The sequence below is a fragment of the Paraflavitalea sp. genome (assembly GCF_059502485.1).
On the sequence record NZ_JCACET010000010.1, the window covers coordinates 2198442 to 2220604 of the forward strand.

At 47.8% G+C, this 22163-nt stretch carries 21 protein-coding genes; 7 read left to right on the forward strand and 14 right to left on the reverse strand.

Annotation, left to right across the window (positions count from 1 at the left end; genetic code table 11):
• Nucleotides 1-12: 12 nt before the first annotated feature.
• Both AC5JBY_RS26045 and AC5JBY_RS26050 read right to left on the reverse strand, forming a co-directional pair.
• Nucleotides 13-951 carry a hypothetical protein gene (locus AC5JBY_RS26045; RefSeq protein WP_495907600.1) on the reverse strand — a complete coding sequence of 313 codons (939 nt, stop codon included), beginning with the start codon at nucleotides 949-951 and terminating at the stop codon, nucleotides 13-15.
• A gap of 108 nt (nucleotides 952-1059) precedes the next feature.
• Nucleotides 1060-1521 carry a hypothetical protein gene (locus AC5JBY_RS26050; protein WP_495907601.1) on the reverse strand — a complete coding sequence of 154 codons (462 nt, stop codon included), beginning with the start codon at nucleotides 1519-1521 and terminating at the stop codon, nucleotides 1060-1062.
• Between the two features lie 150 nt (nucleotides 1522-1671).
• Here AC5JBY_RS26050 and AC5JBY_RS26055 point away from each other — a divergent pair, with 150 nt between their 5' ends.
• Nucleotides 1672-2601, forward strand: coding sequence for an alpha/beta hydrolase (locus AC5JBY_RS26055; protein ID WP_495907602.1), 930 nt, complete (start codon nucleotides 1672-1674; stop codon nucleotides 2599-2601).
• A 7-nt stretch (nucleotides 2602-2608) separates the two neighbouring features.
• Here the strand turns inward: AC5JBY_RS26055 and AC5JBY_RS26060 are convergent, their stop codons facing one another.
• The 8 genes from AC5JBY_RS26060 to AC5JBY_RS26095 all read right to left on the reverse strand — a co-directional run bounded on the left by AC5JBY_RS26060 (nucleotide 2609) and on the right by AC5JBY_RS26095 (nucleotide 11867).
• Nucleotides 2609-3394, reverse strand: coding sequence for a hypothetical protein (locus AC5JBY_RS26060; RefSeq protein WP_495907603.1), 786 nt, complete (start codon nucleotides 3392-3394; stop codon nucleotides 2609-2611).
• Between the two features lie 6 nt (nucleotides 3395-3400).
• Entirely contained in the window at nucleotides 3401-4663 is a 1263-nt protein-coding gene (locus tag AC5JBY_RS26065) for a carboxypeptidase-like regulatory domain-containing protein (protein ID WP_495907604.1), read from the reverse strand.
• 238 nt (nucleotides 4664-4901) lie between these two features.
• On the reverse strand, nucleotides 4902-6224 hold the full coding sequence (locus AC5JBY_RS26070; RefSeq protein WP_495907605.1) for an aspartate kinase: 1323 nt from the start codon (nucleotides 6222-6224) through the stop codon (nucleotides 4902-4904).
• A gap of 126 nt (nucleotides 6225-6350) precedes the next feature.
• A complete protein-coding gene (locus tag AC5JBY_RS26075; protein ID WP_495907606.1) occupies nucleotides 6351-7430 on the reverse strand; it encodes an Ldh family oxidoreductase in 1080 nt (359 codons plus the stop codon).
• A gap of 50 nt (nucleotides 7431-7480) precedes the next feature.
• On the reverse strand, nucleotides 7481-8473 hold the full coding sequence (locus tag AC5JBY_RS26080; protein WP_495907607.1) for a glycosyltransferase family 9 protein: 993 nt from the start codon (nucleotides 8471-8473) through the stop codon (nucleotides 7481-7483).
• A 20-nt stretch (nucleotides 8474-8493) separates the two neighbouring features.
• Nucleotides 8494-9741, reverse strand: a complete 1248-nt coding sequence (locus AC5JBY_RS26085) for an MFS transporter (RefSeq protein ID WP_495907608.1) — start codon at nucleotides 9739-9741, stop codon at nucleotides 8494-8496.
• 3 nt (nucleotides 9742-9744) lie between these two features.
• On the reverse strand, nucleotides 9745-10503 hold the full coding sequence (locus AC5JBY_RS26090) for a DedA family protein (RefSeq protein WP_495907609.1): 759 nt from the start codon (nucleotides 10501-10503) through the stop codon (nucleotides 9745-9747).
• A 98-nt stretch (nucleotides 10504-10601) separates the two neighbouring features.
• Nucleotides 10602-11867 (reverse strand): dicarboxylate/amino acid:cation symporter, encoded by a 1266-nt coding sequence (locus AC5JBY_RS26095; protein WP_495907610.1) that lies wholly within the window; start codon nucleotides 11865-11867, stop codon nucleotides 10602-10604.
• A gap of 203 nt (nucleotides 11868-12070) precedes the next feature.
• On the opposite strand from AC5JBY_RS26095, the gene AC5JBY_RS26100 reads away from it, so the two are divergent.
• A complete protein-coding gene (locus tag AC5JBY_RS26100) occupies nucleotides 12071-13741 on the forward strand; it encodes an amino acid permease (RefSeq protein ID WP_495907611.1) in 1671 nt (556 codons plus the stop codon).
• 146 nt (nucleotides 13742-13887) lie between these two features.
• Nucleotides 13888-14610, forward strand: a complete 723-nt coding sequence (locus AC5JBY_RS26105) for a YebC/PmpR family DNA-binding transcriptional regulator (protein WP_495907612.1) — start codon at nucleotides 13888-13890, stop codon at nucleotides 14608-14610.
• 100 nt (nucleotides 14611-14710) lie between these two features.
• Here the strand turns inward: AC5JBY_RS26105 and AC5JBY_RS26110 are convergent, their stop codons facing one another.
• The 4 genes from AC5JBY_RS26110 to AC5JBY_RS26125 all read right to left on the reverse strand — a co-directional run bounded on the left by AC5JBY_RS26110 (nucleotide 14711) and on the right by AC5JBY_RS26125 (nucleotide 19004).
• Nucleotides 14711-15028 carry a hypothetical protein gene (locus AC5JBY_RS26110; RefSeq protein ID WP_495907613.1) on the reverse strand — a complete coding sequence of 106 codons (318 nt, stop codon included), beginning with the start codon at nucleotides 15026-15028 and terminating at the stop codon, nucleotides 14711-14713.
• Nucleotide 15029: 1 nt separating this feature from the next.
• Nucleotides 15030-15836 (reverse strand): PhzF family phenazine biosynthesis protein, encoded by an 807-nt coding sequence (locus tag AC5JBY_RS26115; protein ID WP_495907614.1) that lies wholly within the window; start codon nucleotides 15834-15836, stop codon nucleotides 15030-15032.
• Between the two features lie 56 nt (nucleotides 15837-15892).
• Nucleotides 15893-16513: a trimeric intracellular cation channel family protein gene (locus tag AC5JBY_RS26120; protein ID WP_495907615.1), complete on the reverse strand. Its 621-nt coding sequence runs from the start codon at nucleotides 16511-16513 to the stop codon at nucleotides 15893-15895.
• Nucleotides 16514-16610: 97 nt separating this feature from the next.
• A complete protein-coding gene (locus tag AC5JBY_RS26125) occupies nucleotides 16611-19004 on the reverse strand; it encodes an alpha-ketoacid dehydrogenase subunit alpha/beta (RefSeq protein ID WP_495907616.1) in 2394 nt (797 codons plus the stop codon).
• Nucleotides 19005-19145: 141 nt separating this feature from the next.
• Between AC5JBY_RS26125 and AC5JBY_RS26130 the strand changes: the two genes are divergently transcribed.
• The 4 genes from AC5JBY_RS26130 to AC5JBY_RS26145 all read left to right on the forward strand — a co-directional run bounded on the left by AC5JBY_RS26130 (nucleotide 19146) and on the right by AC5JBY_RS26145 (nucleotide 22041).
• On the forward strand, nucleotides 19146-19589 hold the full coding sequence (locus AC5JBY_RS26130; protein ID WP_495907617.1) for a DUF1573 domain-containing protein: 444 nt from the start codon (nucleotides 19146-19148) through the stop codon (nucleotides 19587-19589).
• A gap of 12 nt (nucleotides 19590-19601) precedes the next feature.
• On the forward strand, nucleotides 19602-20045 hold the full coding sequence (locus AC5JBY_RS26135) for a DUF1573 domain-containing protein (protein WP_495907618.1): 444 nt from the start codon (nucleotides 19602-19604) through the stop codon (nucleotides 20043-20045).
• Nucleotides 20046-20380: 335 nt separating this feature from the next.
• Nucleotides 20381-20827 carry an SET domain-containing protein gene (locus AC5JBY_RS26140; protein ID WP_495907619.1) on the forward strand — a complete coding sequence of 149 codons (447 nt, stop codon included), beginning with the start codon at nucleotides 20381-20383 and terminating at the stop codon, nucleotides 20825-20827.
• A 17-nt stretch (nucleotides 20828-20844) separates the two neighbouring features.
• A complete protein-coding gene (locus AC5JBY_RS26145) occupies nucleotides 20845-22041 on the forward strand; it encodes a pyridoxal phosphate-dependent aminotransferase (protein WP_495907620.1) in 1197 nt (398 codons plus the stop codon).
• Nucleotides 22042-22163 lie beyond the last annotated feature (122 nt).

A 22163-nucleotide genomic window follows, 5' to 3' on the forward strand; every position in this document is an offset into this window, starting at 1 on the left:
ACAATTTCATCATCACTTAGGCTGCCCTATTTTATTGACTGGCATAGCAACCCAGTGGTTGGTGATTTCCAGTTCAAGAAAACCCCGTTGTTTACTATATCGTATTCCAGTGAGTTTATCACCCGGATTGGTATGACCTTCCTGGACAGCTACCTTGTATATATAAACGGTATCTCCATCCCGGTTTTCTATGTCAGTCAGTGAAATTTCCACTCCCTCGAAATAACTCCATCCAATATCGACCTTCCATGTTTCATTGACCGGTTTGTTAAAGTAAAGCAATGGATACTCCGTGGAGGTCGGCATTTGATTAAACAGATTGACATCTATATACCATAACGCACTACTATCCTGCCGCACTAAACCAACTACATTCGAGCGGCTCTCGCCAAAGATCAGTTTCCGATAAGTAAGTGTTTCGGTCTTAAAATCAGCGGGAGGCATGCCTACATAGATATGCTTATCTACCGGCTGAAGTCTGCTATTCTTAACACGGAACCTATATTCAAAAGTATCGATGCAGCAATACGTTTTTGAATCCGGATAGCTATTCCACCAGTTCAGTTCCCGCATCCGTTGCCAGGTTCTCCAATCTGCTATTTGTTCATAGGAGAAAAATTCAAGCACACCCGGATCTTCCTGTGTGATATGATACAATAGCAATATAGCCGCCCAGTCTCTCTTTTCATCCTCCAGCATCTCAACCAGTGTGGGTATAGCCGTTGTCCCATACCGTGCAGCCATTTGTTTGAGGTACGGATCCTGGAGTACCAACCGGCTTCCGGTGATGATTTTACCAGCACTATTTCTAACAAGATCAGCAATAAGGTAGTCGGCCTTTTCATTCTGTATTTGTTGCAACTCCTGCTGCATGCGTCTGCTCTTATTCTGTTGAGCATTAGCCCCGACGGTATACAATAGCAACAGGAAGAATATTGTTATCAATCGCATGTTGTAAACAGGCTTAGGAATGTCAAGATATAGGTTTACCAGTAACCATCATAAAAAAACTCCCGGGAAATTCCGGGAGTCCTGATGAGATAAGAATTTATATTATACTTAGCGCCTGAAGCGGAATACGTAAGTTCTATTGCCATCATACAGGTAAGCCTTGAAACGGTTAGTGCCTGTAAACACGATCTCATCAAAATACTCGGACAATACATCATGGGTCACAAAGTCGGTAACATTAATGCTCAGTGTGCGCACATTACGGCCGTCACAAATCGAGTTGCCATTCTCATCGATGTAGCAATCGGGAATGTTACGGTTGCGGATGTCCCAACGGCCTTCATAAAAACCACCATAGCCATCTTCGTATTCTACTTTACCACTGCCATAGAAGGTGAACCGTCCGCCGGTAAAATTCAGGTTGGTGCTGCCCCAACCTACTTTGTCTACATCGGTCAATTCCCACACGCCTTCAATGCGGTCATCGTATGGTTTAAAGATGTCTTTACTACAACCGGAGAAGAATATTAAAACAACAAGTAATGTTGAAAGGGAGTATAACTTTTTCATAAACGCTGGTTTATTGTATGACTTGAAGGTATATCTATAAGTTACACGTGTCAATGACCTACACCCCTGTTTTAACTTAACATTCTGTGAAAGAAACCTAAAAGGAAAACCAAACTGTTTGCATTATATTTGGTCAACAACTCACACCATATGAAACGCTCACTGATCATTTTATCCTTTTTTAGCTTTGCACACGCTGCTATGGCACAAACTACGATCCCACTGTATCCTGATAACGTTCCCAACTCCAAACCGGTACCCGATAAGGAGAGCTCAACAGTTGGTGCAGACGGCAAGCTCCGCATCAGCTATGTCACCAAGCCTACACTCACCATTTACCCTGCCCCCAAAGACAAAGCGAACGGCACTGCCATTGTTATTTGTCCGGGTGGTGGCTACTCTATCCTGGCGGCCAGTCACGAGGGCTCCGATGTAGCCCGCCAATTCAATGAAATGGGTATTACAGCCTTTGTATTGAAATATCGCCTGCCCAATGATACCACCATGCTCAATAAAGAGATCGGCCCCCTGCAGGATGCCCAGCAGGCATTGCTGGTGGTGCGCCAGCGCGCTGCCGAATGGGGTATTAAAAAGAACCAGGTAGGTATTATCGGCTTTTCTGCCGGTGGCCACCTCGCCTCTACTACCGGCACGCATTTCCAGCACAACGTTCTTACCAACGAAACTTATAAGCAACCGGCCAAGTCACCGGTACGGCCCGATTTCATGATCCTCCTTTACCCGGTGATCAGCTTTACCGATAGCCTGGCTCATAAAGGCTCCCGCACCAAATTATTGGGCGAAAATGCTTCTGCAGAAAAGATCACGCTATACTCTAATGAGTTGCAGGTGACCAAGGTCACACCGCCCACTTTCCTGGTGCATGCTAAAGATGACAAGACCGTAATCGTACAAAACAGTGAGCGCTTTTATGAGGCTTTACAAAAGCACAAAGTGCACAGTGAGATCTACCTCTATGAAAAGGGAGGTCATGGTTTTGGCATGTACAATAAAACCAGCGAGGTGAAATGGATGGACCTGGTTGAACAGTGGTTGAAAAGTAATAAGCTGATAAAGTAAGCTCCTGCTACTCTACCTGCCGCTGCATTTGCTGAAAGGCTGAAACAAACATTTTAAACTTATGGTCGGTCTTTGCCCAGGCAATGCGCTTATAGGTGAAAAAGTAATGCAGTTTATTCCAGGCAATGCGGGCATCTTCTTTATCGTAAAAGAGGCTCTCCCATTCAGGCGCCCAGTCTTCCAATGGCACCAGTTCAAAACCATTGCCATACATTTTTAAAGGGCCGGGCAGACTGCGTACATCGAGGGATTTCTTATCGGTACTGATACCCCAGGCGAAATATTTTTCCCAGTACAGCAGGTGGTTTTTCAGGCGGTTTGTAATTTCCGCATCGCTTTCCTTGTGCGTGGCTTTGATACGCCACTTGTTATTGGCTAATGAAAAAGGATTATCAGCTTCATCGAATTTGTTGCTATTGCCTTCGAAGCGATAGGCCGACTGGAAAGCATTATCGGGCAGGATATCTACCGTGATCTCATTTTTACCTGTCCCCTGCAACTGGATACGCCGCCTTTTTTTATCGGCGCTTTTGAGAATAATATAATCGCCATCCACTTCCCAATCACCATAGTCAAAACCCTGCAGGTAAGCCGTAAACTTGCCATCGGCCTGCAGGTTCATAAAATGCACAGGTGTAAGAAAGGGGTCACTGTCATCACTGCTGTTAGCCGTATTGCTCTTGGTATCGTCGTAGGTATAAAACCATACTTTACTAAGTGCATCACGACGGGAGCAATTGCTGAACAGGGTAATGATGGTCAACAAAACGAGGCAGCGGTAAAGAAGAGGCATAGTAGGTTATCTGTTTTTTTCAGGGTCGAAATCAACTGGCAGCAGGTGGCATATCTTCTCACTCCAGGACCAATAGCCTGATGAGAAGAAATCCTGTGGTGGGAAGTAGGCGCCTGAGGCTTCCACCACTACAGGAGTGCCCTGCAGCAGGAATACATCAGAACGTGGATGCCAGGGTTTTCGTATCTCGCCATATTTCTCCAGGTAGCCTTCTTCTTCCAGTCCCTTTTTATAAGTGATATGGAGATAATGGGGGAAGAACAGTGAAATACGGGTGGAATCGGCACGGGTGGTAAGGCTATCAGCCGTCAATAAAGTAGGATTGACAATATCTATAAAATCAGGTTGATTGAGTATACGGTTATAATAATTGGTGGAATCGCCTACTACGGTAACCGGGCCACCTCTTCCCATCATTAGTCTGCCGCCAGTGCCATAGTTCCTTCTCCAAAGGGCTGCGTATTCTTTCTTTACCCGCTCTTTTTCGAGGTTAGGCTCTTTGATCATGCGCTGTACCTCAAATCCTTCGCTGGCCAGCTTATTGGTGTATAACGCACGCATAAAATGCACGATGGAACCTTCGTAAGCATGCTTGCGGCTGTTTACCCAACGGCGGGGTACGCGGTTGCGGTCTTCCGACATATCTTCAAAGAAAGTGAATCCTACATACAGCAACGTACGCTCGCGCATGTTGTAAATAAAGTCTTCCAGTTGGTATTTGATACGATATCCCAACGCTTTGTTTTCGATGATCAATGGTTCATCGGCCACCGCTATCAGCGTGTTGGTCTTGCGGGAAAAACGAAAGCGGAGTGCTTTGGAATTTTTGATCACACAATTGCGTGAAGCTGCAGTAGTACCAATAAAGCTCTCTGTAAATAGCCGGCCCCACTTTGCCCATCCATCCTTTTCCCAGGGTTCCACTACGATCGATTGCAGCTCTGTTATTTTAGGCTTTAAACGTATGCGCAAGATCAGGGGTAATGAATCGCCCGTATAAGGATAGCTAAGTGTAGTGAAACCGATAGAAGATATGATGAGTTCAAAAGAGCCATTAGCAGGAACATCTGTCAATTCAAAATGGCCGTTGGCATTACTGACTGTTCCTTTGGAAGATCCGTTGATGAAGATGCTGGCGCTTGCAATGACTGCTCCGGTCTTGTCATTGATAACAGTACCGGTAATACGATTTCTACCCTGGGCCATGCCAGAGAGGGTCGATAACAACATCAATCCAAGAACACAAGCAAAGTCGATTAAGTTTCTCAATGGTCTCTACGATAAGGTAAGGTGAATCCCGGTTTCGAACGACCATGGTCTTTCTGCCATGAGGGCCCAAAAAAGCCGGTGCTATTACACCGGCTAAGATAATAAACAAGTTTGGCAGGATATAGTGACTACACAAGAATCCCTTCCTATTTAAGCAATTTTAATGTGTTGGGCTCCCCAAATCGGGGAAAATTGCTATACGTATACCCTGTTTGTGGTATTGTTGCTTTGCTTGATTTTACTCTAATCCAAACAGTCCCTTGTTCAATAATTGTAATGTTTGGGTTTTATAGTCAGAAGGCAACAATATAGACACGTTGTGCTTGCTGCCACCATAGCTTACCATGCTGATGGGCACTGGCGTAAGTGCATCGAACAGCTTGCTCAATACATTCTGCGTTTGAGCAATTTCGTTACCTACTACAGAAATGATGGTTTGGTTTTCTTCCACTTCGATGGTACCAAATGGTTCCAGCTCTTTTACGATGGCTTTCAGGTGTGTGCCGCTATCGATGGTTACAGATACAGCTACTTCGGAAGTAGTGATCATATCGATGGGGGTGCGGTACTTTTCAAACACCTCGAATATCTTACGCAGGAATCCATAAGCCAGCAACATGCGGCTGCTCTTGATGTTGATAGCATAGATGCCATCTTTGGCAGCTACTGCTTTTGCACCTACTGAACCCGCTTCCTGGGTGATCACGGTGCCTGCGGCCTGTGGCTGCATGGTGTTCAACAGCTTTACCGGTACCTTTTGTTGTTGTGCCGGCCATATACAAGTAGGGTGCAAGATCTTGGCGCCGAAGTAAGCCAGCTCGGCTGCTTCTTCAAAGCTCAATTGCTCGATGGGCAACGTCTTCTTCACTACACGGGGATCGTTGTTGTGCATGCCATCGATATCGGTCCATATTTCGCATACGGAAGCGTTTACAGCAGCAGCTACGAGTGATGCAGTATAATCACTACCACCACGTTTCAGGTTATCTACTTCGCCACGTACGTTGCGGCAGATATAGCCTTGTGTGATGAACAGTTTCTTGCTCTTGTGTTGATCCAGGATAGGAAGAAGCTTTGCTTTGATGGCAGGCACCTGTGGTTCATCATGAATGTCGATGCTCATGAATTCCAATGCCGGCAATAAAGCGTGGTCTATTCCCTTCTCTTCGAGATAGGTACTGAACAGCTTGGTAGAAAGCAGCTCACCCTGGGCCAGGATGTCCTTGCTCAGTGCTTCGCTGAATGATATCTTGAGTATGATGGTTAAGAATTCAAAGTGCTCAGCTACGATACGCTTCGCCTTCTCGAGGGTTGCATCTTTCTTCAGCAGGTCGCGGATGAATGTTTGATAATGCGCTTCCAGCTTTTCAATTTGTTGTTTGGCAGCATCGCGGTCACCGGATGCCATCGCATCTCCAATCGATACCAGTGCATTGGTAGTACCACTGAGGGCACTCAATACGACGATCTTGGATTCTGCATCTTTGGTGATCAATTCTGCCACCTGATGCATACGCTCCGGCTTACCTACTGAGGTACCGCCGAATTTCATAATTTTCATGGTTTACTCTCCTGTTCCGTTACTGACGGAATGTTTTGGTTGGAAAATAATTTTTGCAAAGCAGGCGCAAAGATAAGGGAAGATGCGATTGCGGGTTTAGTCTACCCAAAAAGTCGGAATAACAGGCTACAGCTGTATCCCAAACTTCTCTCCCAACAGCAGCAAATCTTCTGATACCGAGTTCAGTAAAGGGATACCAGCCCTCATGCGGTTGGCTTCCATTTCCCGCTCGGGGTCGCCGGGGATCAGCACCTGCTCTTCGCCGGGCACCGGTGTGGCGCTTCGGAAGCGACGTATCCATTTGTCCATGTGGAACTTAAAGTCTTCTGCCGGGCGGAAGGCATCTACCCGCATGGCCCCAAAGAAATGCCCGATGCCCTTTCCAGGCATCTCGGTGGGCATGGGCACATAGGCCGGGAAAGGTGGCACCCAGGGACCATAATTGGCGCCGCTCAATACGGCAGAGAAGATGTCTACCACTGCTCCCAGGGCATAGCCCTTGTGGCTGCCGTGCTCGCGGTCGCCGCCGAGGGGCAATAAGGCGCCACCCGACTTCAACTCATGTGGATTGGTAGATGGGTTGCCCTGTTTATCCTGTACCCAACCGGTGGGTGTTTCTTTGCTTTTACGCTGTAGTATCTCCAGCTTGCCATTGGCCGCCGTGGTAGTGGCCAGGTCAGCCACAAAAGCGGGCTCCTCGCCTGCCGGCACTGCCACGCAAATGGGGTTGGTGCCCAAGAGCCTTTCCACCGAAAAGGTGGGCGCCACCAGGGGGCTGGCGTTGGTCATGGCCATGCCGATCATATCGTGCTCCAGGGCCATCATGGCATGATAGCCTGCTATGCCGAAGTGGTTGCTGTTCTGCACACTCACCCAGCCCGTGCCTACCTGTTTGGCCTTATCGATGGCCACCTGCATAGCAAAGGGCGCCACTACCAGTCCAAGACCGCCATCTCCATCTACTACTGCGGTGGAAGGTGTTTCATGGATGATCCGCACATTGGGTTTTGTATTGGCGCGGTTGGCCTCCCACAAACGTACATAACCGCTCAGGCGCGCTACGCCGTGCGAATCAACACCTCTAAGGTCTGCCGACAACAGCACTTTGGTAGCGATAGCTGCATCAGCTTCACTACAGCCTATTTGTATAAATATTGCTTTGGTAAATTCGAATAACTGCTGATAAGGATATATTCTTTCTGACACTGGATTGATTTGAAGATTTGAAAATTAGAAAACCATCTCTGCCCATTCAATCACGACCGCCCGAGCCGCACATTCACTTTATCGAGTACTTCTTCCGGTTTAATGAGCTGCATACATTTAAAATGTCCCTTCGGGCATTTGTTGTGTCCGATCTTGGAGCAGGGCCGGCATGAGAGTCCTTTGATCTCTATGATATCAAAGAGCTGATTGCGGCCGGGCATGTAAGGGTACATGCCAAACTCAGGCACCGTATTGCCCCAGAGCGATATGATGGGTTTGTTGAAAGCGGAAGCGATGTGCATTAGGCCCGTATCGTTGGTAACGATTAGCTTAGCCCTTCTTACGAGGTCGGCCGATTCATTGAGGTTGAACTTGCCGCAGGCGTTATAGATCTTTACTTTGTCGGCTTCGGCAATGGCGTCTCCATTGGCCGCATCTTCCTTGCCTCCCAGCAATATGATGGGGTGTTGTATAGAAGCACACAAGGCTTTCAGCTTGTCCAACGGATACTTCTTGGTGTTGAGCGCTGCGCCGATCACCACACCGATGTAGCCTGCGTGGTGCGAAGCAGGGATATCACTTTCCTTTATCTTATCTTCTTCGGGAATAAAGTAGTCCAGCCCAATGCCATCATTTTTTATTCCAAATGTTTGCAGCGTAGCGAGGTAGCGATCTACAATATGTACATCCGGCAGCTTGTTGACCTTGAAGTTGGTCAGCAGCCACTTCTCTATATTGAGCTTATTGAAGGCGAAAGACTTTTTACGCAGTGCCCGTTTCACTTTCAGGGTACGCAGGTTATGGTGCAGGTCGATCACGTAATCAAAATCCTCTGCCTGCAATGAGCTGATCATGGCATCAAAATCATCCTGCAGGTAATGAACTTTATCGATGTAGGGATTCGTCTCTACAATGGTGCGAAACGCAGGCTTTGTGAGGTAATGCACTTCAGCCGTTACCACCTGCTTTTTCAGGCAACGCACAACCGGTGTGGTCAATACGATATCACCAATGGAGGAGAAACGGATGATGAGAAATTTCATGCCCGCGAAGTTAAGGCTTCCTACTTTTCTACGTAATTAAGGTCCTTATGGAATGTCTCCTGGGTGAAGAAAGCAGCCACCAGAGATACTACCATTACGATAATGCCTGTTACGATAGCGCTTTGGATAAGCCCCCATTTCCAGTTGTCCTGGAACACATCTTTAAACATCATGTTGATGAGCGGCAGAGCGCCCCGCACCATATTAGGGATGGTAGTGGCGGCAGTTGCCCGCAGGTTGGTGCCAAACTGTTCGGCTCCCATCGTTACAAAGATGGCCCAGAAGCCGGTGCTGAAACCAAGTGCTGCACAGGCGGCGTACATGGTAGCATCGTTCTTTATGTTTCCACTGAAGAAGTAAATGCCGGATACAATGGAGAAGAAATAAAACAAGTACAGCGCTTTCTTCCTGCTCTTGAAGTACTGGCTTACCAGCCCTACCAGGATATCGCCAATAGCAATAGCTGCATAGGCATACATAATAGCACGACCTGATTCTATTTTATTCTCGCCGTAAAACTCATTGGCAAACCGGTTGCTGAGGTTTACCAATATGCCTATCACATACCAGGTTGGCAACCCGATGAGGATAGCCAGGATGTATTTCTTGAACCGTTCACCGTTGTTGAAGAACATGAACAGGTTGCCTTTTTGAATATGTTCCTGTGATTTCACTGCTTTGAACATACCGCTTTCGGCTACGCTGATACGGAGCAACAGCAGCACGATTCCCAGGCCTCCCCCTATTTTATAGCAAAGGCGCCAGTCCTGATCGGTAAACTGAAAAGTGAAATAGGCGAACACGGCGCCAAACAGACCAATGCCTGCCACCAATGATGTACCGATACCTCTTTTATTTTTAGGAAGTAATTCACTGACAAGGGTAATGCCTGCACCCAACTCTCCTGCCAGACCCAGACCTGCCACAAAGCGTGCCCAGGCATACTGATCGGTACTGGTCACAAAACCGGTGAGGAAGTTGGCTACTGAATAGAGTAAGATGGAACCAAACAACACGCTCAGGCGACCTTTCTTATCGCCCATGACACCCCACACGATGCCGCCTATAAGGAGGCCCACCATCTGCCAGTTGATGATCTTGGTACTGGCGGCTATGACCATTTTGGTATTCTTCAGGTCTACACCCAATCCTGCGAGGCTGGGTTCGCGCACGATGGTAAAGAGCAGCAGATCGTATATGTCTACGAAATATCCAAGGGCGGCTACAATGACAGCAATGTTTAAAACAGAAGCAGGTTTCTGTTGCATAGGCTATTCTGGCGTTTCGTTAGTTGGGGGCAGTTTTTCTTCGCCCGCTTTCTTTTTTCCGAAAAATAGTTTGATCAATACTGGTGCAGTAGTTACCAGTACTATACCGATTACGATTACTTCAAGGTGTTGTTTCAGATCGAACCCAAACTGCGACAGAATCCATTTTTGCAGGAAGTGACCGGCAAAGAGCATGCTGAATACCCAGGCCAGGCAGCCTACTATATTATAATAAGTAAACTTCTTTTTTTCCATTTGCACGATGCCGGCTACGATGGGGGCAAAGGTGCGGATGATAGGCAGGAAACGGGCGATCACGATAGCACTACCGCCTCTTTTTTCATAAAACTCATGGGCCTGGTGGAGGTAATGCTTTTTAAACAGCATATTGTCTTTCCAGGAATACATGGCTGGTCCGATCTTGCGGCCGGTCCAGTAGCCCAGCATGTTACCGAGGATACCCATTAAGGAGATCAGCAGCCAGAGTATGATGAGGTCGAGCCATTCATTGCGGATATGGCCCATACCAAACAGTTGTAACAATTCGTAGGTAATACCGGGCTTTCCGCCTTCACCTTCATGTGCGTAAATACCGGCAACAAATAATAATGAGTCGCCGGGTAAAAAGAACCCGGCAAACAAACCTGTTTCAGCGAACACCACAAACAGCAGCAGCCATAAACCTCCATTTTCGATATAAAACTGTGGGTTCAATAACTGCTTCCAGTGAAAATCCAATAAGATCATGTCCAGCAAACTCATACTACGTGCTTAAATTATTTAGGTATTAAGTTTAGGTATTAGCTTTTAGGCTTTAGCTGTTAGCTAATACCTAAAAGCTAACGGCCAATGGCTTTTATTTAAGCAGCCACTTTCTCTACATCTCCTACCTGTTCAGGCCCCAATTCTCCTTCCCACTTACTAACGACGCTGGTGGCCAATGCATTGCCCACCACGTTGGTCATTGTACGGAACATATCGCAAAAGTGATCGATCGGCAGTATCAAAGCTACCCCTTCCGGCGGAATACCGAACATGGAACAGGTAGCCAGTACGATTACCAGTGATGCCCGTGGCACCCCGGCAATTCCTTTGCTGGTCACCATCAGCACCAGCAGCATGGTGAGCTGTGTACCGAGGTCGAGCGGTATTTTATAGGCCTGCGCAATAGCCAAACTGGCAAAAGTCATGTACATCATACTGCCATCGAGGTTAAAGGAATAACCCAATGGTAATACAAAGGACACGATCTTGCTTTTACAGCCAAAGCGCTCCAGTTCTTCGGTAAGCTTGGGAAACACGGCTTCGCTGCTGGTGGTACCAAAAGCAATGAGCAGCGGGCTGCTGATGCGTTTGAGCAGGCGCGGCACACGGTTACCCAATATAAGGTATCCTACAGTTAATAATATAACCCACAATACCAGGATGCCCAACAAGAAGAACAGGTAATAAACAATATAGAATTTAAAGATACTCGGTCCTTTCACCGCAATCACGGCAGCGAGCGCACCAAATACGCCATAGGGTGCGAAGTTCATCACATAGCCCACCATTTTCAGGATCACATGCGCCACCACATCCAATGCTTTGATCAGTGGTTTTGCATAATCACCCAGGGCCGTCACAGCTACGCCAAAGAAAATGCTGAACACCACCAATTGTAATATCTCGTTGGTGGCCATTGCTTCTACAAAACTGCGGGGAATTATATGCTCTACGAATTTTTCAAGTGAGAATTCCTGGTTCTTCGCCATCAGGTCTTTTACGCCGGCAGTATCGGCCTGGGAAAGATCGATGTAATGTCCGGGCTGCAAGAGATTTACCAATACCAACCCTACCAGCAGAGATACAAGCGATGCCGATACGAACCAAAGGAGGGCTTTACCGCCTATCCGGCCAACGGTTTTCATGTCACCCAGCTTGGCGATGCCAACTACCAGTGTAGAGAAAACCAGTGGCGCAATGATCATCTGTACCAGCCGGATAAATATCTTACTCAGTAAGTTGATGTTTTTGGAAAATCCTTTGATAAATTCCGGGGAAGCAGTTTTATGTACTATTAGCCCGACAACCAGACCAAGTATCATGGCAAGGATGATGTAGAGCGTCAGCCTGTTTTTCTTCATGAAGGCGTATCTTATGGGTAATAGCCTGCAATATAGGATATAAAGGGAAAAAACAATCGGCTTGAAGCCTCAGGTTAACCGATATTACCATATATGGTAAGACGCCCGCCAACGGCCCATTTTAAAATCATTGTGATTAATAAATCCTTATCTTTCCGCCTTTATTTACTTTTTTGGTCACATAATAAACTATAACCAACTGTATGAGCTTGTTCGTTAAGAAACCCCTCGGGTCATTATTATCCGAAGCACAAAACACGGGCGAACATTCCCTTAAAAGAACCCTTGGTGCCGGAGCGCTTATAGCACTGGGTATTGGCGCCATCATTGGTGCTGGTCTGTTTTCCATTACTGGTGGTGCGGCTGCCAACCAGGCAGGTCCGGCCATCACGATCTCTTTCATTGTTGCGGCAGCAGGTTGTGCCTTTGCCGGTTTGTGTTATGCAGAGTTTGCTTCTATGATCCCTGTAGCGGGTAGTGCCTACACGTACAGTTATGCTACCATGGGTGAGTTCATCGCCTGGATCATTGGATGGGACCTTGTACTGGAATACGCTGTGGGTGCTGCTACTGTAAGTATCAGTTGGAGCCGTTACCTGGTGAAATTCCTTGAAGGCTTTGATATTCATTTGCCGGCAGCGCTTGTTACCGGTCCCTGGGATGGTGGCATGATCAACCTTCCCGCTGTATTCATCGTGGTACTGATGAGCTCCCTGCTTATCAAAGGAACCAAAGAAAGTGCTACCGTAAACGCTGTTATCGTGGCGCTGAAAGTAGCGGTGGTATTGATCTTCATTTTCCTCGGTTGGAAATACATCAACAACGACAATTACACTCCTTACATTCCTGACAATACCGGTAAGTTTGGTGAGTTTGGCTTCAGTGGTATCATCCGCGCAGCTGCTATCGTGTTCTTTGCCTACATCGGCTTCGATGCGGTGAGCACGGCAGCACAGGAAGCCAAGAACCCCCGCAAGCACATGCCGATCGGCATCCTGGGTTCACTGGCCATCTGTACGGTATTGTATATCTTATTTGCGCACGTAATGACCGGCGTTACCAACTACCAGACTTTCAAAGGTCAGGATGGTATCGCTCCGGTTGCCGTAGCTATCGATCACATGGGTACAGCTGATGCCGCCGGTGTTATCCACCCCGACTATCCCTGGCTGAACCGCGCCATCGTAGTAGCGATCCTTGCTGGTTACGCTTCTGTGATCCTGGTGATGTTGATGGGTCAAAGCCGTGTGTTCTTCAGTATGAGTAAAGACGGTCTGTTGCCCGGCGTATTCTCTGAAGTACATAAGAAATTCCGCACGCCTGCCAAGAATAACCTGTTGTTCATGCTGTTCGTGAGCCTCTTTGCGGCTTTCGTACCAGCCCGTGTGGTAGGTGAAATGACCAGTATCGGTACCTTGTTTGCCTTTATCCTGGTATCTATCGGTGTGGTGGTAATGCGTAAAACCATGCCCGATGCGCCCCGCGCTTTCAAAACACCGTTGGTTCCATTGGTTCCAATCCTTGGTGTGGTTACCTGCCTGTTCATGATGGTATTCCTGCCACTGGACACCTGGATCCGTTTGATCGTGTGGATGTTGATCGGTTTTGATATTTACCTGGCTTACAGTATCCGCCATAGCGAACTGTCGTCCAAACTGCCTAACACTGCCTCACAAAGTAATAAAGTGGTGGGCTGGAGTGGATTAATCCTGGCGCTGGTGCTGGCTGGTGTTGCTTACCTGCATCATTACTTTATACTGGAAGAGCAAAAAGTAGATGCTACTGTAACGCCTGATAACGGCCTGTTCTATTTCTCCCTGATCTTCGCCGCGCTGCATGCCATTTACTTTGGCAGCAAAATAGCTAAGAAATAAGCTGTTGCTTTACAATATAAAAGGCCCGTTCGCCCTCCGGCAAACGGGCCTTTTTCTTTTCCCGGCCAGAATACTGCGGGTTTTGCAAGGAAGGGTTGGCAGGGTCGTTTGCTTATTCTATTTTTGCAACCCGAAATAACACTTTTATGGGTCGCATATTTGAAGTACGTAAGTCTACCATGTTTGCCCGCTGGGACAAAATGGCCAAACAGTTCAGCCGTATTGGAAAAGAAATTGCCATTGCCGTAAAGGCCGGTGGTCCTGATCCTCATACCAACCCCGCTTTGCGCCGGTGTATGCAGAACGCAAAGAGCGTGAACATGCCGAAGGACCGTGTGGAAGCCGCCATCAAGCGGGCGCAGGGTAAGGAAATGGAGAACTATGAAGAGATCCTCTATGAAGGTTATGGCCCCCATGGCGTAGCCATCCTGGTAGAAACTGCTACCGATAACCACGTGCGTACCGTAGCCAACGTAAAATCCATCTTCAATAAAGGCCAGGGAACGCTGGGCAACAGTAACAGTGTAAGCTTCCAGTTCAAAAAGATGGGCGTTTTCAAATTAAAGCCCGAAGGCCTCAACCAGGAAGACCTGGAGCTGGAGCTGATCGACTTTGGTCTGGAAGAACTGGGTGAAGGTACCGGTGAGAATGGAGAGAGCGTTCTGGTAGTGCGGGTAGGGTTTACCGACTTCGGCAACATGCAGAAAGCGCTGGAAGAAAAAGGCATCGCGCCTATCAGTGCTGAACTGGAATGGATTCCTGGAACCCCGGTTGAATTGGGTGAAGAGCAGGCGCAGGATGTGCTGAAGCTGGTAGATAAGCTGGAGCAGGATGAAGATGTGCAGAAGGTGTTTCATAACCTCGCATAAGCAACAACTTATATTAAAGAAAGCGGGCTGATGTCTAAGACATCAGCCCGTTTTTATTTTATGCTTTATTTCCTATTCGCTTCGTAGTGCCTTCACCGTATTAATATACTTCTTTATCGGAAGGCTGGGTATCCCTGGCTTTGCCGGCATTTACTTCGCGACGTATAATGTCCTTGAACTTTCTTTCATTGTTGAACCAGGTGGCAATGGTGATGATAGCAGACAACACGGCGCCGATAGTTACCAATCCTGCAATGGAATTGACCTCAATGAAGGAAACCATAGAAAACAGGAATGCGGAGAGTATACTGCACAAGAATGTTCCTACAGGTATGTACAATGCGAAGTATGTCCAGCGGCCACCTGTGCGCTGCTCTTCCCAATATTTGATAAACCGCTTTTCTTTATCTGATACCACGTTATTGGTTTGTGAGGTCTATTTCTCCTTTCATGAAAAAAACACTCTTTCCGGCGATGGTAACACGCTCTCCTAAATGTTCACACCATAATTCACCGCCACGCCGGGATAGCTGTTTCGCCCGCAAGTTAGTCTTTCCCAGCTTTTTTGCCCAATAAGGAATTAATTGAGCATGGGCCGAACCCGTTACAGGGTCTTCATCAATTCCTACTACCGGCGCGAAGAAGCGTGACACAAAATCTACTCCCTTGGTTCCCATCGCGGTAATGATCACCTTCTCTCCCAGCCTTTTCAATCGCACAAAATCGGGCTGGCAAGTGCGCACCGCTTCCTCGCTTTCTAACTCCACCAGGAAATCGCGGTGTTTATATACCTGCACAATGGGTATGAAGCCCAGCGCCACAGAGAGGTCGGCGGGAAAATCTTTCAGGGGTTCCGGTTTCCAGGCAGGAAAATCCATGCTGATCAGATCGCCTTCCCGGGAAATAGTGAGCATTCCGCTCAGGCAGTGAAAACGGATCGTAGGTTTTGCATGCCCCAGTATATTGTATAGCACCCAGGCCGAGGCCAGGGTGGCATGTCCACACAGGTTGATCTCTGCAGCTGGCGTAAACCAACGGATATGATAATCGTAATCGTCGGCAGGCTTGCCTGGTACGAAGAAAACAGTTTCACTCAGGTTATTTTCCAGCGCCAGTCGCTGCATCAGTTCATCGCTCAACCATTGCTGCAGGGGAATGACTGCTGCCGGGTTACCGCCAAACAACTTATCCGAAAACGCATCTACCTGGTAAAGTGTCAGTTTCATATTGTATGGTTATTGATCATTGGTAATGGATACTAAATTTAAGTGTAAATGCTCACTCACATTCTGTTTTCATACACGCGCGGCAACATCAATTTATAACGCATGGCAATGACGCGAATAAACACGATCACCAGGATGGCGATGATCGTATTCCAATCGTTGGGTATACCCGTCTTCTGCAACAAGAGATACACAGCTCCTCCCAATATGCAAGCGGAAGCATAGATCTCGCGGTGAAATATCAACGGCACATTATTCAGCAACACATCGCGAATCACGCCACCAAAGCAAGCAGTAATGGTACCGAGTGCAATGCAAATGCCAGGGCTCAATTGGGCATGCATGCCTTTCTCCATCCCGATGAGGGTGAATACGCCCAGCCCCAGGGCATCGAACAGGAACAATGTTTTCTGAAACTGTTTTACATAGCGTCCAAAGAACAAGGTGATAAGCGCAGTAGCCAATATGACAATAGCTGTTACATCGTTGCGCAGCCAGGCCACCGGTGTATTGCCGATAAGCATATCACGCAGGGTGCCTCCACCGATCGCTGTGACAAACGACAGGATGATGACGCCAAAGGGGTCCAGCTTCCGGTCCATAGCAGAGAATGCGCCGGAAGCGGCGAAAGCCACTGTTCCAAGAATATCAATGAGAGAAAGGAAATCGATATTCATCTGTAGTTATTGCAGGTTACAAGTTCCAAAGTTACAGGGCAACGCCGGAATCATCGCCCCCTGAAACATGTACCCTGAAACTTGCAACGGCTGTTGATTATTCTGCCATCATTTCCCTGATCACATCCACGATCTCTTCCAGGTTGGGCTTACTGAAATAGTCGCCATCGCTTCCATAGCTGGGGCGATGGGCCTGGGCCGTAATGGTACGGGGCGACACATCGAGCCAGCGATAGCCGCCTTGTTTTTCCATTACTTCATTATACATGTAGCCGCAAGCGCCTCCCGGAACGTCTTCATCTACGAATACGATGCGGTTTGTTTTCTTCAGCGATGCCAGTATATCATGGTTGATATCAAATGGAAGGAGTGTTTGCACGTCTACCACTTCGCAGCTGATGCCTGACTTTTCCAGCATTACGGCTGCTTCCTGCACAATGCGGAGGGTAGAGCCGTATGATACCACTGTGATATCGTTGCCTTCTCTTACGATCTCAGGTATGCCCAGGGGCACGCGATAATCGAGTAAGTTGGCAGGCAGTTTTTCTTTGAGGCGGTATCCGTTGAGTGATTCTACCATGATGGCAGGATCGTTGCCCTGCAAAAGGGTATTGTACATGCCAGCTGCCTGCACCATGTTGCGTGGTACGCAAATGTGGAAGCCGCGCAGGGAATGGATCATCATGCCCATCGGTGAGCCGCTGTGCCAGATGCCTTCCAGGCGGTGGCCACGTGTACGCACAATGATCGGACAGCTTTGTCTTCCTTTCGTGCGCCAGTGGAGGCTGGCTGCATCATCGCTCAATGGCTGCAAGCCGTATAATAAGTAATCGAGGTATTGTATTTCGGCAATGGGGCGCAGGCCACGCATAGCCAGGCCAATGCCCTGACCCATGATCGTCAATTCACGGATGGCGGTGTCGAAGATGCGGTACTCACCATATTTGGCCTGCAATCCGGCAAAGCCCTGGTTCACATCTCCGATCTTACCTACATCTTCTCCAAATGCCAGCACTTTGGGATTGCTGCTGAAGAGTACATCGAAATACTTGTTCAGTATTTCATAACCATTCACCATGGGTGCGTCGGATGCATATTCCGCTTCTACTGCTTTTACTTTCACCGGGCTCTTCGGACTTTCCTCGTAGAGGTAGGTATTGTAAAAATTGTAGCCTTCTTTTTTCAGTGAGGTGTACAATGTTTTCACTTCATCCACCAGCAGTGAATCACCAGCAGCGTCGATAACACGGTGGAGTGTTTGCAAAATATCTTTTCGGTGTGGCTCTCTGTTGGAAGCCAGTTCGCGTTTTGCTTTCTCGATATCGCCATGCACATCTACTCCCTGCGTGATCAATGCATCGAACAGCTCCACGCATTGCGCTACCTGTTGCTTGATCGGCGCCGTATATTTTTCCCAGGCGTGGGTTTTAGCTTCCCGCACCAGTTCTTTGGATTCTACTTCTATATCGTACAGCTCGTCTTCGCTGGCCAGTTCATTTTCCAGTACCCATTCACGAAACTTCTTATTGGCATCCCACTCACGCTCCCATTCCAACTGCTCCGGGCTTTTGTAGCGCTCATGGCTACCTGAAGTGGAATGTCCTTGTGGTTGCGTTACTTCTTCTACGTGGAATAAAGCGGGGATATGGGTAGTGCGTATTTTTTGTATCGCTGATTCCAACACTTCGCACATGCCTGCATAATCCCAGGCCTTCAGTTTATAAATATCGAATCCGTTGGTGTGGTCTTTCTTCTGCATGCCTTTCAGCGCCTCGGAGATAGAACCTTTGGTGGTTTGGTATTTGCGGGGTACAGAAATGCCGTATCCATCATCCCATACAAACACGGCCAGCGGCACCTGTTGTACACCGGCAGCATTCACCGTTTCCCAAAAATGTCCTTCGGAAGTAGAGGCATCACCGATGGTGCAGAAACAGATCTCATTGCCATTATCGCTCAGCTCATGCATATCCTGCAGGGCTGGTGAATGACGGAAGAGTGTAGATGCCAGGGCGAAGCCCAGTGAGCGGGGCATTTGTCCGGCAGTAGGCGCCATACCGGCTGCAATGTTTTTACGATTCACAAGGTCGAGCCAGTTGCCGTCGCTGTCCACGTTGGGGGTAGCAAAATGTGAGTTCATCTGGCGGCCGGAACTATTCGGATCATTGGCCGGATCGGGATCGGCGTACAGCTGGGAAAAGAACTCTTCCGGTGTAGCCTGCCCCGTGGCAAAGGCCAGGGTTTGATCGCGGTAATATCCACTGAGGAAATCGCCGGGTTGAAAGAACTTAGAGACAGCAATCTGAGCAACTTCTTTTCCATCGCCGAAAATGCCAAATTTGGCTTTCCCTGTTAGCACTTCTTTGCGACCTAACAGGCTGACTTCCCGGCTTTCACAGGCCATCCGGTAGTCCCGGAGCACTTCTTCCCTGAACTTGTCGAAAGAAAGCTTCTCGCTGGTGAGCAATGGGTTGTGAATCGTGTTTTCCATGCTGTAAAAGTATTGATTATCTGCCCTTCATAAATCGCTTTTCCCCGGATGTTAAAAAAATGTCATTAGGGGTAAAAATAATTCCCTGGAAGTGGCTTAAAAATGTAATTTTGAAGGGTTTCTAACCAAATCCTTTGGAGTATGAAAAAATGGTTGACACTTTTACTGGTAGCTGGATTAGCTACCGCGGCGCAAGCCCAAACCGCCCCCGACACTAAATCTGCGGCGCCTGAAGTACTGGTCCTGAAAGAGACCGGTTACGAATTTGGAAAGATCCCTCAGGGACGCCCGGTGACCCACGTGTTTGAGGTGACCAACACCAGCAAAGAAGTTTTAAGGCTCGATAATGTACAGGCTTCCTGCGGATGTACAACACCCGAATGGAGCCGCGAACCCATCCAGCCCGGCGCTACCGCCTCCATCAAGATAGGCTACAATGCTGCCGCGGAAGGTCAGTTCAGCAAGACGGTAACTGTTGTGTACAACACTAACCAGACAAAAACGATCGTAATTTCCGGAACTGTTTATAGAGCGCCCGCAACGTCTGCGCCTGTAAATGCGTCATTAACATTACTAAAACAATAAACCAATTAAAATATGAAAAGAATTGCATTGGCAATCAGCGCGTTGATCATCTCTGCCACCATGTATGCCCAAGCACCTAATGCTGCAAAAGCAGTTGACGTGATCAAATTCAAAGAATCAGTACACGACTTTGGTAAAATAAAGCAAGGAGTACCAGTTACTTATGACTTTGTTTTCACCAATACGAGTGCTAAACCTGTAGTGATCGAACTGGCGCAGGCTTCCTGCGGTTGCACTACCCCTGTAAAGCCAGAAGCTCCTATTGCTAAAGGCAAGCAAGACAAGATCACTGCCGGCTTCAACGCTCAGGCACTGGGTGTGTTCACCAAGCCTATCACCATCAAAGTGGCCGGTATCGATACTCCTATGGAGATCAAGATCACTGGTGAAGTGTTGAACGAGGTAGATTATGCCAAGTACGAGAAAGAAAAAGGCTCCAAGAAGGGCAAAAAGTAATCATCTAATTGATTGATATACATCCCCGTAGCAACCGTTACGGGGATTTTTTTATTTCTACCGGCCAAAGATTCAGCCAACCTTTACCACCCGTCAGTTTTGCTTTATAACTCCACTACAGGTTATCAATGTGTTATGGGAGAATGCAGCATATATGCAGCATATATAGAGCACATATACAGCATAGATACAGGATATACTAAAAGAGGTGCTGCATCTATGCTTAAATAAACTTAAAAAAGTATTCTTAGCTTATTGAGTATAGTGATTTGCATAATTTTTAGTTTCAAGTAGCCCATTGACATAGCTTTGCCAGCTACTAACATTACTAACCCATGGCTTCATCATCCAGGAAAAAAGCGCTTACTACGCCCGAATACCGGGTATTCTATCCCATTAAAGTGGCCAAAAGCCAGATTGACGGTCAGGGAGCTTATGCTTTGCAACGCATCCCGGCCCGCAAAAAGATCGGCGACCTGGGCGGGGTGATCATTACCATCCGGGAGGCCCGCCGCATTACTGCCCAGACCAAGCGGGTGGCGATGGTAGAGTTTGACAATGGCGAGGCCCTGAACGCATCCGTGAACAGTAATGAGCTACGCTATATCAATCACTCCTGCGACCCCAACACGTACATGCGCCTTACGCATCGCCGGGTAGAGTTTTATGCTTTGCGGCCTATTAAGCTCAATGAGGAACTGACCTGCAATTATGGCGAAACACATCATGACGGTAAGCTGCCTTGTCAATGTGGTGCCAAGAATTGCAAAGGATTCATTTAGTTTAATACTTTTGCGCCATGCTAACAATCAGTCATCGCGGGCAAACTATGCCCCCGTCTCCCATCCGTAAGCTGGTTCCCTATGCCGAAGCAGCCAAGAAGAAAGGGGTGAAAGTGTATCACCTCAATATTGGTCAGCCCGATATCGAAACACCCAAGGCAGCATTGGATGCTGTGCGCCATGCCGACTTCAAAGTACTGGAGTATAGCCACAGCGCCGGTAATGAAAGCTACCGCCGCAAGCTGGTGCAGTATTATAAGAAAAGGGGTATCGAGATCGATCACACACAGATCATCGTTACTACCGGTGGATCGGAAGCCATCCTGTTTGGTTTTATGGCCTGCCTGGATGCCGGTGATGAAGTGATCATCCCCGAGCCTTTCTATGCCAACTATAATGGTTTTGCGGTGGCAGCCGATGTAATCGTGAAGCCGATTACTTCTCATATCGAAGATGGTTTTGCATTACCTCCCATCAGTGAGTTTGAAAAAGCGATCGGCCCTAAGACTAAGGCTATCGTTTTGTGCAATCCCAACAATCCTACCGGCTATCTCTACAGCCGCGAGGAAATGGAAACGTTGAAGCAGATCATCATCAAACACAACTTATACCTGTTTGCCGACGAGGCCTACCGCGAGTTTTGCTATGGAGGCGAACATATCAGCGCCATGCATTTGCAAGGTGTGGATGATCATGTGGTATTGATGGACACCATCTCCAAACGCTACAGCGCTTGTGGCGGACGTATTGGTGCATTCATTACCAAGAACAAGCAGGTGCTGGACACTGCCATGAAATTTGCGCAGGCACGCCTGAGTCCTCCCTCTTTTGCCCAAATTTTGGGCGAAGCTGCGGTAGATTTACCCGATGATTATTTCGATGCCACAAAAGCTGAATATCAAAGACGCCGTGATACCATGGTGAGCAGGCTCAATGCGATGCCGGGTGTATTCTGTCCCAATCCCGGTGGCGCTTTTTATGCTATTGCCCGCCTGCCGATCGATGACGCAGATGTATTTTGCCAATGGTTATTGGAATCATTTGATCACAACAAGCAAACGGTAATGCTGGCGCCTGCTACCGGTTTTTATGGCACCAAGGGTCTTGGGCTGAATGAGGTGCGCCTGGCGTATGTGCTCAATGTAGAGGATCTCAACAAAGCTATGGATAGCCTGGAAGCAGCGCTGAAAGTGTATCCTGGCAGAAAGAGTTAGCTCAATTAACAGTTAGATAATATTAAATCCCGGTTCATCCTGCAAAAAGGCTGATCCGGGATTTTCTTTTGAAAAATACCCAGATAATATCTCATCTTCCCGTGGAGGGTTTGTTCGCATAT

What these genes read in the sequence shown, in the direction of transcription:
- AC5JBY_RS26095 (WP_495907610.1), bottom strand. Translation starts at nt 11,867, where the DNA reads ATGAAGAAAAACAGGCTGACGCTCTACATCATCCTTGCCATGATACTT.
- AC5JBY_RS26115 (WP_495907614.1), bottom strand. Translation starts at nt 15,836, where the DNA reads ATGAAACTGACACTTTACCAGGTAGATGCGTTTTCGGATAAGTTGTTT.
- AC5JBY_RS26120 (WP_495907615.1), bottom strand. Translation starts at nt 16,513, where the DNA reads ATGAATATCGATTTCCTTTCTCTCATTGATATTCTTGGAACAGTGGCT.
- AC5JBY_RS26085 (WP_495907608.1), bottom strand. Translation starts at nt 9,741, where the DNA reads ATGCAACAGAAACCTGCTTCTGTTTTAAACATTGCTGTCATTGTAGCC.
- AC5JBY_RS26130 (WP_495907617.1), top strand. Translation starts at nt 19,146, where the DNA reads ATGAAAAAATGGTTGACACTTTTACTGGTAGCTGGATTAGCTACCGCG.
- AC5JBY_RS26105 (WP_495907612.1), top strand. Translation starts at nt 13,888, where the DNA reads ATGGGTCGCATATTTGAAGTACGTAAGTCTACCATGTTTGCCCGCTGG.
- AC5JBY_RS26100 (WP_495907611.1), top strand. Translation starts at nt 12,071, where the DNA reads ATGAGCTTGTTCGTTAAGAAACCCCTCGGGTCATTATTATCCGAAGCA.
- AC5JBY_RS26055 (WP_495907602.1), top strand. Translation starts at nt 1,672, where the DNA reads ATGAAACGCTCACTGATCATTTTATCCTTTTTTAGCTTTGCACACGCT.
- AC5JBY_RS26080 (WP_495907607.1), bottom strand. Translation starts at nt 8,473, where the DNA reads ATGAAATTTCTCATCATCCGTTTCTCCTCCATTGGTGATATCGTATTG.
- AC5JBY_RS26145 (WP_495907620.1), top strand. Translation starts at nt 20,845, where the DNA reads ATGCTAACAATCAGTCATCGCGGGCAAACTATGCCCCCGTCTCCCATC.
- AC5JBY_RS26135 (WP_495907618.1), top strand. Translation starts at nt 19,602, where the DNA reads ATGAAAAGAATTGCATTGGCAATCAGCGCGTTGATCATCTCTGCCACC.
- AC5JBY_RS26070 (WP_495907605.1), bottom strand. Translation starts at nt 6,224, where the DNA reads ATGAAAATTATGAAATTCGGCGGTACCTCAGTAGGTAAGCCGGAGCGT.
- AC5JBY_RS26140 (WP_495907619.1), top strand. Translation starts at nt 20,381, where the DNA reads ATGGCTTCATCATCCAGGAAAAAAGCGCTTACTACGCCCGAATACCGG.
- AC5JBY_RS26045 (WP_495907600.1), bottom strand. Translation starts at nt 951, where the DNA reads ATGCGATTGATAACAATATTCTTCCTGTTGCTATTGTATACCGTCGGG.
- AC5JBY_RS26050 (WP_495907601.1), bottom strand. Translation starts at nt 1,521, where the DNA reads ATGAAAAAGTTATACTCCCTTTCAACATTACTTGTTGTTTTAATATTC.
- AC5JBY_RS26090 (WP_495907609.1), bottom strand. Translation starts at nt 10,503, where the DNA reads ATGAGTTTGCTGGACATGATCTTATTGGATTTTCACTGGAAGCAGTTA.
- AC5JBY_RS26125 (WP_495907616.1), bottom strand. Translation starts at nt 19,004, where the DNA reads ATGGAAAACACGATTCACAACCCATTGCTCACCAGCGAGAAGCTTTCT.
- AC5JBY_RS26060 (WP_495907603.1), bottom strand. Translation starts at nt 3,394, where the DNA reads ATGCCTCTTCTTTACCGCTGCCTCGTTTTGTTGACCATCATTACCCTG.